Origin of the sequence: Nocardiopsis sp. CC223A (assembly GCF_030766825.1) — a bacterium.
Taxonomy (GTDB): Bacteria; Actinomycetota; Actinomycetes; order Streptosporangiales; family Streptosporangiaceae; genus Nocardiopsis.
In genome coordinates, this window is sequence record NZ_JASFDV010000034.1 from 47,162 (window position 1) to 63,451 (window position 16,290).

A 16,290-nucleotide genomic window follows, 5' to 3' on the forward strand; every position below is an offset into this window, starting at 1 on the left:
TTCAGCGGGTCCCTATGAGTCCGTGGTCGGTGGCGAGTCCCGGGAACCGAACCCGGCCAGCGGCCCGGCGGCCTTGACCGAGACCCGCAGCGCCTGCTGGGTGCTGTAGGAGACGGGGGTCTCGACGATGTCGACGACCTCCACCCTCAGCGGGTCGGCGCCCGCCTCGATGGCGCGTTCGACGGCGGTCCGGGAGGCCTTGGCGACGGCCTCGTCGCGCTCTTCGTAGGTGCCGATCTCCTGGGCCCGGCCGCCCGCCAGCGACATGGCGGCGCCGACCGCGTTGGCCACGTCGCCGTGTGCGGGGCGCAGGACGGTCCCGGCACCGGGGAGGTCGTCGGGGACCAGGAACCCGCCCCCGCCGACGACGACGAGCGGCAGGTCCGCCTTCCCGTGCGAGAGCCGTTCCACGGACTCCTGGAGCCACTCGTGGGCCCGGTCCAGGGCCTTCTCCAGGGCGGCTCCGGTGCCCTGGTCGACGCGGACGGCCCAGTCTGCGGCGACGCCCCCGGCGTGGACGGCGGCGTCGGTGAGGGTGGCGGTGTCCCCGCCGAAGGCGAGGGCGAGGGTGTGCAGCCGGTGCCCGACGGAGTCGGGGCCCAGCCGCCCCGTGTCGGGGTCCACGCGGGTACCGCCGCCGACACCGATGCTGAGGATGTCCGGCATGCGGAAGTTGGTGCGCACGCCCCCGATCTCGCGCGGCAGGGTCGACTCGCGCGGGAACCCGCCGACGACCACGCCCAGGTCGCTGGTGGTGCCGCCGACGTCGACGACGATGGCGTTCTCCGCCCCGGAGAGGAAGGCGGCCCCGCGGATGGAGTTCGCCGGGCCCGAGCCGATGGTGAGCACCGGGTGGCGCGCCGCGAAGTCCAGGGCCATGAGCGTGCCGTCGTTCTGGGCGAAGTACACGGCGGCGTCGGTGAGCCCCTCCTCCCGCACCACGGTCCGCAGCGCGTCCGTCACCGTCCGGGCGATCCCGTGCAGGGAGGCGTTGAGCACGGTCGCGTTCTCCCGTTCGAGCAGGCCGACGGTGCCGATGTCCCGGCTCAGCGAGACGGGGAGGTCCCGGCCCAGGCGGGCGCGGACGATCTCCTCGACCTGCGCCTCCTGCTCCGGGAAGGAGGGACTGAAGATCCCGCAGATCGCGACGGCGTCCACCGGCCCTTCGAGGCCGTCCAGGAAGTCCTCGACGGCACGCGGGTCGAGTCCGGAGATGGGCGTCCCGTCGACCATGTGCCCGCCGGGGAGCACGGCCGCACCCGCCAGGACGCCGTCCCTGAGGTCCTGCGGCCACCCGGTCAACGGGGGGAAGCCGGTGGCGGCCGGTGCGCCCAGGCGCAGCACGGCCACGCGGCCCAGCCCACGGCGGCCCACGATGGCGTTGGTGGCGTGGGTGGTGCCCATCATGACGCGGCGGACGTCGGTGCGGCGCACGCCCAGGTCCTCCAGCACCGCGGCGATCGCCGCGCGGATACCGCCGGTGACGTCCTCCGTGGTCGGCTGCTTGGTGCGGGCGACCACGGTGTCGGAGGAGTCCAGGACGACGGCGTCGGTGTTGGTGCCGCCGACGTCGACGCCGAGGGAGAGGCCGCCCGGGGGCGGGGCTGTGGCGCTCACGCGGTGGCTCCCGAGGTGGTCGGTGCGGCGCCCCGCCCCGCCGGCACCGGGGGGAAGCGCCCGGCGTCGAACGGCACGTAGGCGATGTCGTACCCGAAGGCCTGCGGGCCGGCGATCTCGATCCCGCGCTCGGTGCGCCAGAGGGGGTCGCAGGCCCAGGCCAGGACGCTGACGCGCTGGCCGAAGCGCAGGAGTTCGGTGGAGATGGCGTGACCGGTCTCGCTGTCCACCAGGGTGACCAGGTCGGGCACGCTGACCAGGACCTCTCCGTCCTCCAGGACGACCAGGTTCTCGTTCTGCAACTCCACGCGCAGCAGCCGGTCCCGCTCCGGCCCGGTCCCGGCGATCGTGACCGAGCCGCGGACGAAGCCCCCTTCGGTGCGACGTGCGACGTCCACGACCTTTCCGCTGACCAGCACCGCCGCGTCCAGGGTCCGGGCGAGCGCGGACACCGGCTCCTGCGCGCCGAGCAGGGCGTGGCCGACCTCGATGGCCCGGCTGACCGTGCCCTGGATGACGGCGCCGGGGACGTCCCCGGCGTCGAGCAGGGAGGCGCCCAGGCACAGCGAGCCGCCGGCGACGGAGAAGGCGCGGACGTGGCGCTCCAGCCAGGTGGCGTCGACGGTCCGCATCACCGTGACGTTGCCGACCACGTCCGAGAGCACCGTGAGGTTGCGCGGTACGCCCGCCACGTTCATGGCCACCATCGTGGCCTCGGGGAACGCCCGGCCCATGCCGTCGGCGTCGAGCACGTCGAGCCCCAGCTGGGCGGCCCAGCCGACCGGCCCCACGCCGTTGCTGCCGCCGATCTCGGTGGCCATCACCACGGTGATCGGGCGGCCCGCGGCCCGCTCGGCCTCGCGGAGCAGGGTCTCGGGCTGCTCCGCGGAGGGGAGCATCTCGATCCCCACGGTCGGCGCACCGATGCCGGCCATCACGATGACCGTGTCGTCCTCGGTCAGGTCCTCGACCGGGCGGAGCCGCACGGGACCGTGTTCGTCCAGCGCGGCCGCGACGCCGATCTGCGAGGTGGTGACGGCGCCACCGCCTCCGGTTCCGAAGATGGCGGCGCCCGCTGCCAGGGCCGCGACATCGTCGGAGGTTATGTCTCTCGTCATGCGTCGAGCCTAGGCAGTACCCGTACAAAGACAATGTTGTTTCAGCATAGGGAACTCGCGTAATTTGTTCCCATGGCACAGATCGACATCGAGCACGTCCTCCAACAATCGGCACGGCTGGGGGTCGACCTCGTGGCGGGGCCGAGCACGGGGTGCCGGATCTCCCGCGTGGAGATCGCCGACATCGGTTCCCTGGACTCCCTCTCCGCCGGGACCCTGGTGATCGCCGACGTGTCCGCCCTGCCGTCGGCGTACCGCATCGACATCGCCATCCGGCAGGCCAGCGCCCGGCGGCTGGGCGGCCTCGTCCTCCCCGTGGCGTCGCCCATCGCCCTGACCTCGCGGGACCTCGCCGAACGCGGCGGGGTCCCCGTGCTCCAGGCCCCCGGCCGCAAGGCGTCCGACCTGGCCGTGGCCATCGACCGCATGGTCAACGACCAGGCCTCCGACGTGCTGACGCGGGCGCGCTTCGCGCTGGAGAAAGCGCGCGAGGCCGCCGGGGGCACCGCGCCCGACACGGTGGACGCGGTGCTCGCCGCGACCGGCGAGGCCCTCGGCGGGAAGGTCCGGTTGGAGACGGACCCGCAGGTCGGATGGGCCGAGGAGGCCGCCGTGTTCATCGGCGAGGTGCCGCGCGGCAGGCTGGTCTTCGAGCCCGCCGGACAGGACGGCCACGCGGGGGACGACGCCGCCGGACTGGCTCTGCCCGGTATCGCCGCGGTGGTCTCCAAAGTGCTGCTCCGGGAGGTGCAGCACCGTTTCGCCCCCCGGCAGACCTCCGCCGAGCTCCTGGCCCAGCTCGTGGTGGCCGAGTCCTCCCGGGTGGACTCCCTGGCCGACCAGGCCTACCGGCTCGGCTTCCCCCTGCAGCTCTCGCACGTGGCGGCCTGGCTGGAGTTCACCGACCCCGGCGACGCCGACCACCACCCGCCGCGCGCCCTGCAATCGGCCCTCGAACTCCACGCCTTCGAGCTGTTCGAGAACCGCGACGAGCTCTGGCACATCGCCTTCATCCGCGACGACGCCCTGATCGTCTCCTCCGAGCGCCCCGGCAGGGGCGACCACCAGCGCAGACTCCGGGAGGTGGCCGCCGACATCGCCGACCACGCCCAGACCCTGGCCGGCGGCCGCTGGGAGTCGACCGTCGGCATGGGGACCCCGCAGGTGGGCGCCACCGGGCTGCGCCAGTCCGCGGCCGAGGCGAGGATCGCCGCCGAGACGGCCGTCGCCTCCGGCCGGATCGGCCACATCGTGGCCACCGACGTCACCGGCCTGCGGCGGGTCCTCCTGGACTTCTACGCCTCCCCCACCAGCCGCAAACTGCTGGAGGACCTGCTGCGCCCGCTGGACTCCGACGACCCCCAAAAAACAGCGACGGCGGTCCGGACACTGCTGGCCTACCTGAGCAACCGCAACTCCCCCGCCAAGGCCGCCCGGGAGCTGCTGCTGCACCCCAACGCGGTCACCTACCGGATGCGCAAGATCGAGAAGGCCCTCCAGCTGGACCTGGACGATCCCGACACCCGGTTCGCCGTGGAACTCGCCTGCCGCGTGCGCCTGCTCAGCGCCGAGACCCGCTGAAACGGACCCCGACGCACACCCGGAAAGCGACGAGGCCAACCCCCGAGCGGCGCCAAGGGAGTCCATGTCGGCCCAGGTCACAGAGGGCGCGCTCCCCATCGGCACCGGGGTCACGTGCTCTGGCACGCGAAAGGCCGCCGCCGGAGCCCCCGAGGACATACGGACCCGCGCGGATCCCCCGGGCCGGTCCCGCGGTCCGAGCCGTCGAGCACCCGGCGCGCCCCCGGGTCCACGCGGTGCCGCCGATCGCGAGACGCCGCGCCCCGGCCACCGGCGACAACGACCCGTTCAAGGAGTAGCAAGAAGATCCACGCGTATCGAACCGGACCACGCGTACGTGTGCGGCGTCTTCGACGCCCCACAACTCGGCCCCGGCCGAGAACGGGGGCGGTACCCACACGGGACGGCTCCAGAGCCCCACCCGGTGGAACGGCATCGACGGGGCACCGGACTTCTCATCCGATGGCCGCAGGTTCGAATCCTGCCGGGTGCGCCCCAAAACACCAGTTCAAAGGGGCCCACGAGGACCTCGCAAGAGGTCCTCGCCGCGTTCCGGGCCGATGTGTGCTCCTGGTGTGCTCCCCAGTACAAGGTCAGTACAGGTGGGGCACCCACCTCCCGAGCACTTTGCCCTCCCATGGCCGTGCGGGGGCACCCGTGTGCCCACGGGTGCACCACCGCAGGCGGCGGACGCGGACCCGTGCCGTCATATCCGCCCCCGAACACACCAGCCCTGCCCAAGGACCACCAGGGCTGGTCAGCCGCCCACACCCTACACAGCCGCTACCCTGCGCTGTCGTCGGCGACTAGTACTCCAGCCGCACTTAGTGATCGATGAGACGTCTTTGCCGCTGATAGTGGCAGCGGCGGGCCCTGGCCTGGTGACGGCGTCTCCACCGCGACCAACGGACCCGGTATGACCAGGCATGATCGGGCCGGTGGTAGTGGGCGTGCAGTCGGCGGATCTCGTTGACGGTCAACCCGACCAGCTCGCCCGGATCGTCACCCCCCGGCCTCTCACGCGGCGATCGTCCCTGCGAGGAAGGCCCCCTGTGTGGCGGAACCGTCGTTCCCGCCGACCTGGCCCTCCCGGCCGGATGGTGGATCGGCGGCGAGGAAGGCCAGATGGGCGTGGGCCACCATCGCGAGCGTGATGTGCCGGTACCAGGCGGTGTGCGTACGGACCTGGTAGTGGTCCAATCCGACCTCGTTCTTGGTCGCCTGGAACACCTCTTCCACGCTCCACCGCGCCCCGGCTACCCGCACCAGCTCGGACAAGGCGACCGGACCCATGGACCAGCACCGGTAGAACGCCACCTCGGTGGGGTCGCTGAGCGAGCGGCGGGCGAGCACCCACTCGTGCTCACCGACCCCGATCCAGGCCCAGTCGTAGAACCGCCTCCCTTTGGCGCCGTCCCCGCAGGCATAGCGCTGCCACGCATCGGCCCCCAACAGCGCGACGAGGGTGTCGGCGCGGGTCCTGACCCCGGCCAGGACCAGGCGGTGGTCGCGCGAGACGGCCATGACATGGCTCAGCCCCCGGCTGCGGCAGCGCTCGCGCAGGCGGGTGTTGTCGCCGTAGGCCTCATCGGCGGTGACCCAGGCGAACGACAGCAGCGGATCGTCCGCGCAGCGTTCGATCATCCGCCAGGCCAGCTCGGGCTTGGTCTCAAAGCGGGTGCCGTCGGGAACCCCGGCGTCGGCGAGCCGGTCCGCCTCGGCGAACCAGGACTCGGGCAGGTACAGCTCCCGGTCGATGAGCACCCGCTGCCTGTCGGGGTTGACGTAGGAGCAGAACACCCCGATCTGGCAGTTGGTGATCTTGCCCGCGGTGCCGGTGTACTGGCATTGTACCCCGGCTGAGCGGCGGCCCTTCTTCTCGAACCCGGTGTCGTCCACGACCAGCACCCCGTCCAGGTGGCCGATCCGTTCGGCGGTCTGGGCGCGCAGGGCGTCGCGGACCTGATCGGCGTCCCAGCGGGCGTGGTTGAGCAGGCGCTGCATGCCGTCGGGGGTGGCGTCGCCGGCGAACTCGGCCAGGGACCAGCCGTTCTTGCGTTCCAAGCTGCTGAGCAGCCCCAGCAGGTAGGAGCGGGCGCGCAGCCGGGGTTCCCGGCGGCCGAAGAAGGGGGCCACGGTCTGGGAGAACAGGTCCTCGAACCCGTTCGCCCAGACGGTGGGATCGACTTCCGTTACAGTGGGCGGCACGGCCACCGCCGATCGTTTGGTTCCTTCACACCCACATGATCACAGCGGTGGCCGTCTCATGTCCGGGGGTTGCTCAGACCGAGATCTCAAAGTGCGGCTGGAGTACTAGCGCAACCTGATGATCCAAAAGCCCCCTAACCGCCGACGGGCGCTGGCAAGATGCTCTTGATCAATCAACTGATGCTATTCACCAAGCAGCGAAAGCAGAAGCAGCTCGGTCGATTCGGCTTCTTCGCCGTAAGGTGCACAGCACACTGACCAAAGGAGGAACGATGACCCATGCAGCGGTACCGGATTTCGACCAGCGCCTCACCGCGTTCGGATCCACGAGGTTCACCCAACTACGGCAGGGACAACGCCAAGTCCTCACCGCGTACGCTCAGCAGCACCGCGACACCGCGGACCTAGCCATCGAGATGCCGACCGGAGAGGGCAAAACACTCTTGGCTCTGTTGATCGCCGACTATGCCCTGGACCAAGGTTGGTCCGTGGCCTACTTGACAGGCACCCGCCAACTTGCGCAACGGGTCGAAGAAGAAGCCAACGCACTGGGATTGGACGTTGTCCGCTTCGCTGCAAAGGACTACGGCGGAGCCAAGCTCGATGACTACCACCAAGCGCAAGCTGTTGGCGTCATGAACTACTGGGTCTATTTCAACAGCAGCCCTGTCCCTCAGCCAGCCGACATGGTCATCTTCGACGACGCCCATCTCGCCGAGCAACCACTCAGCGGGCTGCAAACCCTACGCATCCCCGACAAGCAAGGCCCCGCCAGCGAGCTGTACCAAACGATCTGCGAACTCTTGGCGGCACACACCAATGCCTACCCCGGTTTGCAGGCGATGCTGGAAGGTACCGCCCAATCCAGCACCCCGCCCGAGTTGCTGTCATTCAAAGACTGGGCCGCCATCGCAACACCTGTCCGCGACGCCATTGAAGAGTCACCCCTCATCGACAAGGACGAGATCAAATACGTCTGGCCTGCTGTCCGTGACCATCTCAGCCGGTGCGGAGTGCTCATCGGGCCGTCCGGCATCGAGATCCGCCCTTACCACCCGCCGACTACACTCAACACCTGGTACAGCCAAGCCAAGCAGCGGATCTATCTCTCCGCGACACTCGGCTCAATGGATGATCTGCAACGACGTGTTGGTGGCAGCCCAATCACCCAGCTAGAGCCCGCACAATCGCTTCCTCCGGGGGCAACCGGCGAGCGGCTGCTGGTGCTCAACCCCAGTTCGGAGCGCCCATTCGACTCCACCGTGCTCGAATGGGCGCTGAGCCAAGCGCGTGCCGCGGGCGGGCGCGCAGCCTGGCTGTGCGCCAGCCACTCAGAGGCTGACACTCTTCAGGAAGCCCTCACTGAGGCTGAAGAAACGGTTTATCGCCTTCGGTCTGGTGACGACGCGATAGTGGACATCTGGAGTCGGGCTGCAAGCGGACACCTAGTTACCGCAGGCCGTTACGATGGGCTCGACCTTGCGGGAGACGTTTGCAGGCTAGTCATCATCGTCTCGATCCCGCAGGCCAGCAGCGAGTTTGAACGGTTCGTCGTCGCTTACCTCGGCGACGCCAGTTTCATGCGCCACCGCGTCGGTCAACGCATCACTCAAGCCTTGGGACGTGCAAATCGCGACGCCACCGACCGGTCTCTTTACCTCGGGCTAGATCCCAGCTTCGCGCAGGTGCTCGCCGACCCTGCGGTCCGAAAGTCAATCCCTGAAAGTGTTACACCCACCGTCCGCGGGGCCTTGGAACGGTACGACCAAGGTTGGGAAGGCACCTTGCGCGCCTGTGAGGCCTTTTGGGAAGACTCCAAGAGGACTCCCCATCCGAGCGCACCTGGCGAACAGTCACCATCTCGGCGTAAGGCACGCCCCGGGCGCGGCACCAGCAAAAACGGTGAAATGTCCAGCTCTGATGCCGAGGTCTCGGCAGCAACTGACCTATGGATCGGCGACCACACGAGTGCTGCAGTTAAGGCTCGTGAGGCTGCGGCACAGCTGATAGCTGCCGAGGAAACCGAACATGCGGCGTTCTGGCGTTACGTTGAGGCCCACGCTCACTTCGACCGAGGCCGTGCTCAAGACCTGGCTGCTGCGCGAGAGACTCTGGATGACGTCACTAAGAACGGGCCACGGACCGCTTGGTTTCGTCGGCTGGCTCGCACTGTAGCCGACCTTGAAGGCTATGAGCGCCCAACCGATGACCTCGACCGAATCTTCCTCGCCTGGGACGAGTGGCGTCGTGAAGCCGGAGTTAGGCTCGACCGTGCTCTCTCCAAGGGCCGAACCTTTCTCACAGGTAACCACGACCAGCAGTGTGAAGGGCTGAAGGTACTCGCCCGACTTACCGGTGCCAGTGGCGAACGCCCACCAAAGCGTGAACAGAGTGCTACTGACTGCCGCTGGACTTGGTCTACTGCCAAACGCGCCGAGCGCCGCGTATGGGAAGTTAAAACTGGCAAGCCCAACCCCCTCGACCGCGAAGATGTGAACCAACTGCTCGGTCAGATCGAAGTCGAAACCAGGCGTTCGGCGAAAACTCGCGTTTATGGCTGCCTACTAACCCCAGCCACCACTGCAAAACACGATGCAGCCGAAGCCGCGCATGACAAGGCCGCACTGATCCATCACGGCGCAGTCGTCCGACTCTATGATCTGTTGGCCGACCGACTCCGGACGTACGACGCACTTTGCGGCAACGGAAATGCCGAGGCACGCGGCGATGCCCGAACGAAAATTGAATCGCTTTTGCCCAAAGACAGGTGGCTCGATCAACTGCTATCCCCGACTCGTGGAAACCTCATCACCGCCGATCATGTAACAGCCATCTTCCCTTCGACTTAAAACGTGCCATCCAAACTTCGGCGATAGGTCATTCTTTGCAGAATAAGACCCTCTCCTGGTGTGCTCCCCCGTCCCGCTACCCGGCCGACACCGGCGTCCCGCGCAGCAGCGCGGCGGTCGCCTCGGCCACCGCTTTGGCGACGTCGGGGTAGACCGATTGGTAGGTGTCCTGGGTGAAGTGCGTGGTCGCGTGGCCGAGCTCGGCGGAGACCACCTTCACGTCCGTGCCCGCCGCGAGCGCCAGGGAGGCGGCCCCGTGGCGCAGCCCGTGCAAGGTGATGGGCGGAAGGGCGGCGGCTTTGGCGATACGGCAGAACCAGTCACTGACCTGCCCCGGATGCCACGCCGACCCGTCCTGACGGGTGAACACCAACCCCGTACCGGTCCAGGCGGATCCTGCTGCGAGGCGGTGTTCGTTCTGGAACCTCTTCCACCCCTGCAGGATCTTGATCGTGTCGGCATCCAGGGTGATCGTGCGCTGGCCTGCTGCGCTTTTCGGCGTGGAGGTGATGGTCTCCCAGGCCAGCTGCACGACCTGGACGCGGATGTCGATCTGCCCGTCCACCAACCGGGTGTTCGCCCACGGCAACCCGACCGCCTCACCGCGCCGGAGTCCCTTGACGGCGATGAGGTGGAACACCGGGAACAACCACGTGTACCTCCTCGCATGCTGGAGGAAGGTGCGGGTCTGCTCCGATGTCCGGACCATCACCTCCCCCGGAACGGTTCCGTCCTTCTCCCACCGGCGCACCCGGTGTTTCGTGCCGCTACCCGCCTGGTTCGCAAGCCCGGGGATCACCTGAATGCCGTGGACTCGCAATGTCACATGACGATGATGGGCTCCGCCAGTTCCAGGTTGCGGGACAGTTGCTCGCGGTTCTGCCGTGCGTGCTGGACCCAGGCGGGCTGACCGGGGGCGGTGCGCCAGGACTCGCTCAACGGACTGTTGTCCACCGTGTCGAACCCGAACCGGTCGTACAGCCGTGTGACGATGTCCACGGCCTCTGGGTAGTCGCTCGACACCGACAGCGCCTGTCGGGCGGGGTCGCCCGCGGGTCGGGCCGTGCGGAGCAGGCTCGGAGCCTGGATGTGGGTGAACGCCTTGGCGACCTTCGACGTCGGGAGCTGTTCCTGGCGCAGCTCGTGGACCGTCTTCTCACCGGAGTCGACCATCGGAAAGTGGCCGTCGCGCCAGATCATGTAGTTGTTCGTGTCCAGAACGACCTTGCCCGCCAGCTCTGCGACGGGCATGTCATTGACGAGTTTGAGAGGGACGGCGATGACGGCGAAGTCGCCCGACGCCGCGGCCTCCGCCGCGTACGCGGCGGAGGCCGCCGGGCCGAGTTCGTCGATGAGCTCTTCCAAGGTCTCAGGGCCCCGCGAGTTGGCGATGACGACCTTGTAGCCGTTCGCCACCGCCGCGCGGGCGATCTGGCTCCCCACCTCGCCCGCGCCGATGATCCCGATCGTTGTCACAGGTGCCTCCACCGCAAAGCCTTGATGAGAAATACTGTTCGCCCGCACGGTCGTGCCGTGCGCCGTACCCGGAGCCCGAACGGGTTCACTCGGACACAGCGCCGTTCGTCTCGCGGGCCGGAGCGCCCGCGTTCCCTCCCCGCCCCTGTGCGGGCATGTCCGCCGAAGCCAGCAGAGCCAACTTCTCCGCGCTGTCGGACCCGGCGTCCGGGTGGTACACGACGAGTTTCAGGCTCTCGGCCCCGCCCACACTCAGCCGCTCCCTGTTGAGGGTCAGCTCCCCGACCCGCGGGTGGTCGAGCCGGATCGGCGTTCCGCGTTGGCCCCGCACCTCGTGCCGGGCCCAGAGCCTGCGGAACAGCGGGCTCGCCAGTGAGAGTTCTCCGACGAGGTCGGCGAAGCGGGGATCGTCGATGTCGGTGCCCACGGACTGGCGCAGGTTCGCGATGAAGCACTCCGTGACGCGCTTCCACTCCGGGTACAGCGCCTGCTGGCCCGGGTCCAGGAACATGTCCCTCAGCTGGTTGCCGCCCACGACCAGTCGGGGGTCGAGGGCCCGGGCGAGCGCGTTCGAGGCCAGGATGTCGAAGTACCGGCCCTCTAGGAAGGCGGGCTGGACGAGGGAGTCCAGCAGCTTGAGCACACCGGTCGGCACCGTCTCCTTACGCGGCCTGCGTCCGCGCCGCCGGGGAACGTCGGCGACCAGCGACAGCAGATGCGCGAAGTGGTCGTCGTCCAGGTGCAGCACGCGCGCGATCGACTCCAGCACCTGCACCGACGGGTTACGGTCGCGGCCCCGTTCCAACCGCAGGTAGTAGTCGGCGCTGATACCGGCGAGCATGGCGACCTCCTCCCGGCGTAATCCGGGCACACGCCGTACACCGATGTCGGGGATCCCCACCTGTTCGGGCCGCACCAGAGCGCGCCGAGCACGCAGGAACGCGCCGAGGGCGTTCGATGTCTCGCTCATGCGGTCAGCCTAAATCGCCGCACGGCGGACAGAGGGGGTCCTGTCACACCCTGGGATCGGCAGGGCTCTGGGCCGGGGACACGGCCCCTCCTAGCGTGTCGGAAGTCCCGTTCGGGCCGCGTATCCCAGGAGGAGATCCATGACCGTCACACTGATCACCGGGGCCAACAAGGGCATCGGTTTCGAGACCGCGAAGCAGCTTCTGGCGCTGGGACACGTCTTCTACATCGGTGCGCGCGACACCGAGCGGGGGGAGAAGGCCGCAGCGGAGATCGGTGCACGGTTCGTCCGGCTCGACGTGACCGACGACGCGTTGGTGAAGAGCGCGCTGGCGGCGATCGGTGCGGCCGAGGGGCGGCTCGACGTCCTGGTGAACAACGCGGGAGTCCTGGCGTCCGGAGACATCGACGGCCCCTCGGCCCTGCGCTCCTTCGACACGAACGCGGTGGGGGTCGTGCGGGTCACGGAGGCGGCGCTGCCCCTGCTGCGCGAGTCCGCCAACCCCACCGTCGTCAACGTTTCCAGCAGCGCCGGATCGTTCTGGGCGGTGACCAACCCCGAACGGCCCGAGTTCCACCTGCCGACCGCGCTCTACTCCGCATCCAAGGCCGCGGCCACCATGCTGACGCTCCAGTACGCCAAGGCCCACCCGGACATCAAGTTCAACGCGCTGGAGCCGGGCACCACCGCCACGGACATGACCGCGGCTTTCGGGATCGGAAGGTCGCCCGAGGAGAGCGCCAGGACCGTCGTGCGGCTGGCTACCCTCGACGCGGACGGGCCAACGGGGACCTTCCAGGATGAGAACGGGGAGCTGCCCTGGTGAGCGCCTGACAACCTCCAAGGAATTCAACGACGGAGGCCTTTACAACCGATCGGGTGAGCGCAACGAAGGCCATCGGATTCGGAACCGGTCCCGACGACGACAGTTGCCGTGCGACAGCACGGTGTGGAAGACGGAGTCCTCACCACCGCGGACACTTCGTTGAGACCACATCCAGGGGACCTTTGATCCGATGGCCCACCAGCACCGCCCACGAGGAAACCCCAGGCCGGGCGGGGTGAACCCGCCACACGGCCCGGGGCCCGGGACGCTGAGTCGCTCCTGGTGTGCTCCCCGTCCCGCTACCCGGCCGAGACCGGCGTCCCGCGCAGCAGCGCGGCGGTCGCCTCGGCCGCCGCTTTGGCCACGTCGGGGTAAACCGATTGGTAGGTGTCCTGGGTGAAGTGCGTGGTCGCGTGGCCGAGCTCGGCGGACACCACTTTCACGTCCGTGCCCGCCGCGAGCGCCAGGGAGGCGGCCCCGTGGCGGAGCCCGTGCAGCGTGATGGGCGGAAGGGCGGCGGCTTTGGCGATGCGGCAGAACCAGTCACTGACCTGCCCCGGATGCCACCCCGCACCGTCCTGACGGGTGAACGCCAAGCCCGTCACCTGCCAGTTCTTACCCGCTTGGAGTCGGGCCTCGTTCTGGAACCTCTTCCAGCCGCGGAGAATCTTGACGGTGTCGGCGTCCAAGGTGATGGTGCGCTGGCCCGCCGTGCTCTTGGGGGTCGAGGTGATCGTCTCCCACGCCAGTTGCACGATCTGGACGCGGATGTCGATCTGGCCGTCCACCAGCCGGGTGTTCGCCCACGGGAGCCCGACCGCCTCACCACGCCGGAGCCCTTTGACCGCGATGAGGTGGAACATCGGGAACAACCACGTGTACCTCCTCGCGTGCCGGAGGAAGGTGCGGGTCTGCTCAGGGGTCCAGACCATCACCTCCCCGGGCACGGTCCCGTCCTTCTCCCACTGACGGACCCGGTCGGCCGTCCACACCAGGGGCCGCTTCCTCGGGCAGGACGGCAGGCGCACGTGGGAGGCGATGTTCACCGTGATGGGCAGGTCAGGTGAGCGGACCGCGTCCGACAGGGCGCTGCGCAGCGTGGCACGGATCCGGTGCTTGGTCGACAGCGAGATCACCCGCCGCCCCCGCACCGACCTCTTCACCTGCGGATCGGAGGATTCGCGGCATTCCAGGATGTGCACGTTGGCCTCCTCCACCGCCGCGAACATCGCCTCGACGTGACGGGCCTGCAACCGGTCCAGACGGATCCGGCCGAGGTGCGGGGTGAGGTATTTGCGGATGTGCCCGTTGTAGGAGGCCCGTGTTCCTTCGGCGAGGTCGGGCTTGCCGTCCAACCACTCCCTCAACCACGCCCCCACCAGCGGCGGCTCGCGTCGGACATCCACACCAGCGCCGATGCGTTTACGGACCTCCTCCACCTCCGGCAGGGGCTGGCGACTCTGGATGGCGGCCTGGATGAGGTCGGCGATCTGCACCTCCGTTTCCGGTTCCTCTTCGGCCAGGGCCAGCAGGACCTTGACCTGGTCGAGCTGACGACGGGCTTCGTCCTGGGAGGCCAGGCCGCCCCGGCGGGCCTGTCGGCGCTTGCCCTCAACCGTGCGCGGGAGCTCGAGCTGGAACCACCAGTTCCCATGCCGGGGATTCCACGCCCCGTCCTCCCGCCGCAACCTCGGACACTGCACCCCCAACGCCCGACCGCTGTTCTCCTCCCGGCACCCGCACCGTTTGAACACCGACCCCTCGTACACGCCCATGCAGTCGTTCACCCTTCTTCCGTGGTGTTCGTACGCGCACCGCACCCGCACCCGCCAGTCGTCGTGGTCGAGGTGGCCGGGGTGTCCAGCCCGAGGTAGGACAGCACACCGGCAGTCGGCACCGCCCACGCCTTCCCCGCTCTCTGGACCGGGACCGGGAAGGCCTCCTCGCGGAGCAGCCGGTAGACGGTGGTGCGGTCCAGGCCGAGCATCCGCCCCGCCTGGACCGGACCCAGCACCACCGGCAGCGAGGCGACCTCGGCCAGCGTCACCGGAGTTTCCCGCTTCACCACACCCACCTCTCCACCACCTCTGAACTGCGCGAACACGGCACGCGGCCCCGCCGTTGACGGGGCACCACGCATCCACGCTCGACCTCGCCGAGGTGGTCAAGCGGATTCGATGGATTGCCTGTCCGATGGGCCGAGAACCTCGCCCTTGTGTCCGTTTGGTAGGGATTTGCGCCATCGCCGTCACACGCCCATCCGGCACGGGAACCGGGGCCGACCGGTGCGGGGCCGCTGTACGGCCCGACCGCCCCGGGCGACGCGCCCTGGGGCGGATGGTGGGGCCGACGTCGGGGCTCTGACAGCCCCACACGCCCCAGGCCAGGACCCCGGGCACGGCGGCAGCGGCGACCCCGCGCAGGGCCCCGGACGGCCCCGGACGGCCCCGGCCCGTGGGGCCGTTTGCTGGCCCAGGTTGTGGGGCCAGGTGGAGGTGGATGGGTCTCGTCGTCGGCGGGCCTCTTCCCCGTGTCGTCGTCTCGCCCTGATGAACCCTGATGAAGACGCCCCCGCAGCGCATGCGACACCCGCCCAGCGACCTGCCCAGGCCAGGCTGGTCCCTCTCCTCCCTGCGCCGCCCTTGCGCTCTCGAAGACCCTCACGGGCAGGTGCCGATGCCGGGGCGTTCACCACGCGATGCCGGACGATCTCCGCACTCGGACCGCCACACCCGACGCACCGCTCCGCCACCCATGTCGATACAGGTGAACAGAGAAAGGAAAGCGGAAATGAAGGGAGGTGGGTGCAGCGAGGGCGGTGGGAGTGGGGTTTTCCGGAGGCCGCCGGACGAGCAGTGCCTCCCGCCCTGCGGGGGCGCCGCCCGCCCCCACGTGAAGAGGACTACCCACCGGGTATAAGTCTGGGCAGGCGTTGGACCATCTGAGCAACCCCTGACCTGCAAGGATGACCCTGATGGGGGGATCCAGGAGCGCGGACCGCCCGTGGGACCCCCTGGTGGACCACCCGTTGGCCCCCTTCTCACTCCGCTCTCACTCGGGGGCTCACCCCCAGGACCACCCCGAAGAAGGACGACGACACGAAACACGGTGTCTACTCCAGACCGGTCGGCCACCGCTCCGCCGTCCGCGGGTCGAGCGCGCCCCGCCAGACGGAACCGCACCGCACCGGCCCTTGGATGAGCACACTCCAGGAACGGCAGGAAAAGAAGGCGGCGGAGGCCTTCGTGAAGGGAACCACCCATCCCCCGCGTCTTCGATGCGACATCGAGCGAGAAGCCCTCGCGCAGCACGCCCCCGTCCGCCAGGAGCAGCATCCCGGCGCGCGAACGAGGTGGCGGCCGGCGCACCGCCTCGTGTGTGCATCGACCACCTCGCTCTGGCACGCCAGCTCCCTGAACCGGGTTGTTTCAAGCGTTTCCGAGAATGTCTTTTCAAGAGACCGGAGAAAGGGAATGCGAAGCGCTGGGGAGAGCAGCAGGAGGAGGAGACAACCCACCCGGCGGGGCGCGGGCCGGGGCCCGCCAGCCCCGGGGGGCGCCCCGCCCCACGTGAAGAGGAACTACCCACCTGGGTATGTGTCTGGGTTGCGAAGGGCCCACCCGGAGTGGCTTTGACCTGCACTGA

General features: G+C 69.0%; 10 protein-coding genes and 1 pseudogene. 3 read left to right on the top strand and 8 right to left on the bottom strand.

Features of this window, described 5'->3' with window-relative positions; translation table 11 throughout:
• Positions 1-12: 12 nt before the first annotated feature.
• Both QJS33_RS15680 and QJS33_RS15685 read right to left on the bottom strand, forming a co-directional pair.
• Complete coding sequence (locus QJS33_RS15680; protein ID WP_306368716.1) at positions 13-1,617, bottom strand: hydantoinase/oxoprolinase family protein; 1,605 nt, start codon at positions 1,615-1,617, stop codon at positions 13-15.
• Positions 1,614-2,735, bottom strand: a complete 1,122-nt coding sequence (locus tag QJS33_RS15685) for a DUF917 domain-containing protein (RefSeq protein ID WP_306368717.1) — start codon at positions 2,733-2,735, stop codon at positions 1,614-1,616. The genes QJS33_RS15680 and QJS33_RS15685 overlap by 4 nt, the downstream gene beginning before the upstream one ends.
• A gap of 72 nt (positions 2,736-2,807) precedes the next feature.
• Between QJS33_RS15685 and QJS33_RS15690 the strand changes: the two genes are divergently transcribed.
• Positions 2,808-4,316, top strand: coding sequence for a CdaR family transcriptional regulator (locus QJS33_RS15690; protein ID WP_306368718.1), 1,509 nt, complete (start codon positions 2,808-2,810; stop codon positions 4,314-4,316).
• A 1,017-nt stretch (positions 4,317-5,333) separates the two neighbouring features.
• Here QJS33_RS15690 and QJS33_RS15695 read toward each other — a convergent pair.
• Positions 5,334-6,467: an IS701 family transposase gene (locus QJS33_RS15695; RefSeq protein WP_306368724.1), complete on the bottom strand. Its 1,134-nt coding sequence runs from the start codon at positions 6,465-6,467 to the stop codon at positions 5,334-5,336.
• 329 nt (positions 6,468-6,796) lie between these two features.
• Here QJS33_RS15695 and QJS33_RS15700 point away from each other — a divergent pair, with 329 nt between their 5' ends.
• The gene (locus tag QJS33_RS15700) at positions 6,797-9,373 is read left to right on the top strand and encodes a DEAD/DEAH box helicase family protein (protein ID WP_306368719.1); all 2,577 of its coding nucleotides are present in this window, start codon (positions 6,797-6,799) and stop codon (positions 9,371-9,373) included.
• Between the two features lie 76 nt (positions 9,374-9,449).
• Here the strand turns inward: QJS33_RS15700 and QJS33_RS15705 are convergent.
• The 3 genes and pseudogenes from QJS33_RS15705 to QJS33_RS15715 all read right to left on the bottom strand — a co-directional run.
• Positions 9,450-10,136, bottom strand: a pseudogene (locus QJS33_RS15705) (site-specific integrase); the annotation flags it as partial.
• 59 nt (positions 10,137-10,195) lie between these two features.
• A complete protein-coding gene (locus QJS33_RS15710; RefSeq protein WP_306368720.1) occupies positions 10,196-10,897 on the bottom strand; it encodes an NADPH-dependent F420 reductase in 702 nt (233 codons plus the stop codon).
• Between the two features lie 37 nt (positions 10,898-10,934).
• The gene (locus tag QJS33_RS15715) at positions 10,935-11,819 is read right to left on the bottom strand and encodes a helix-turn-helix domain-containing protein (protein WP_306368721.1); all 885 of its coding nucleotides are present in this window, start codon (positions 11,817-11,819) and stop codon (positions 10,935-10,937) included.
• Positions 11,820-11,958: 139 nt separating this feature from the next.
• On the opposite strand from QJS33_RS15715, the gene QJS33_RS15720 reads away from it, so the two are divergent.
• A complete protein-coding gene (locus tag QJS33_RS15720) occupies positions 11,959-12,645 on the top strand; it encodes an SDR family NAD(P)-dependent oxidoreductase (RefSeq protein WP_306368722.1) in 687 nt (228 codons plus the stop codon).
• Between the two features lie 299 nt (positions 12,646-12,944).
• On the opposite strand, the gene QJS33_RS15725 is transcribed toward QJS33_RS15720, so the two are convergent.
• Together QJS33_RS15725 and QJS33_RS15730 are read right to left on the bottom strand one after the other, a co-directional pair.
• On the bottom strand, positions 12,945-14,420 hold the full coding sequence (locus tag QJS33_RS15725) for a site-specific integrase (RefSeq protein WP_306368725.1): 1,476 nt from the start codon (positions 14,418-14,420) through the stop codon (positions 12,945-12,947).
• Positions 14,421-14,428: 8 nt separating this feature from the next.
• Entirely contained in the window at positions 14,429-14,710 is a 282-nt protein-coding gene (locus tag QJS33_RS15730; protein ID WP_306368723.1) for an AlpA family transcriptional regulator, read from the bottom strand.
• Positions 14,711-16,290 lie beyond the last annotated feature (1,580 nt).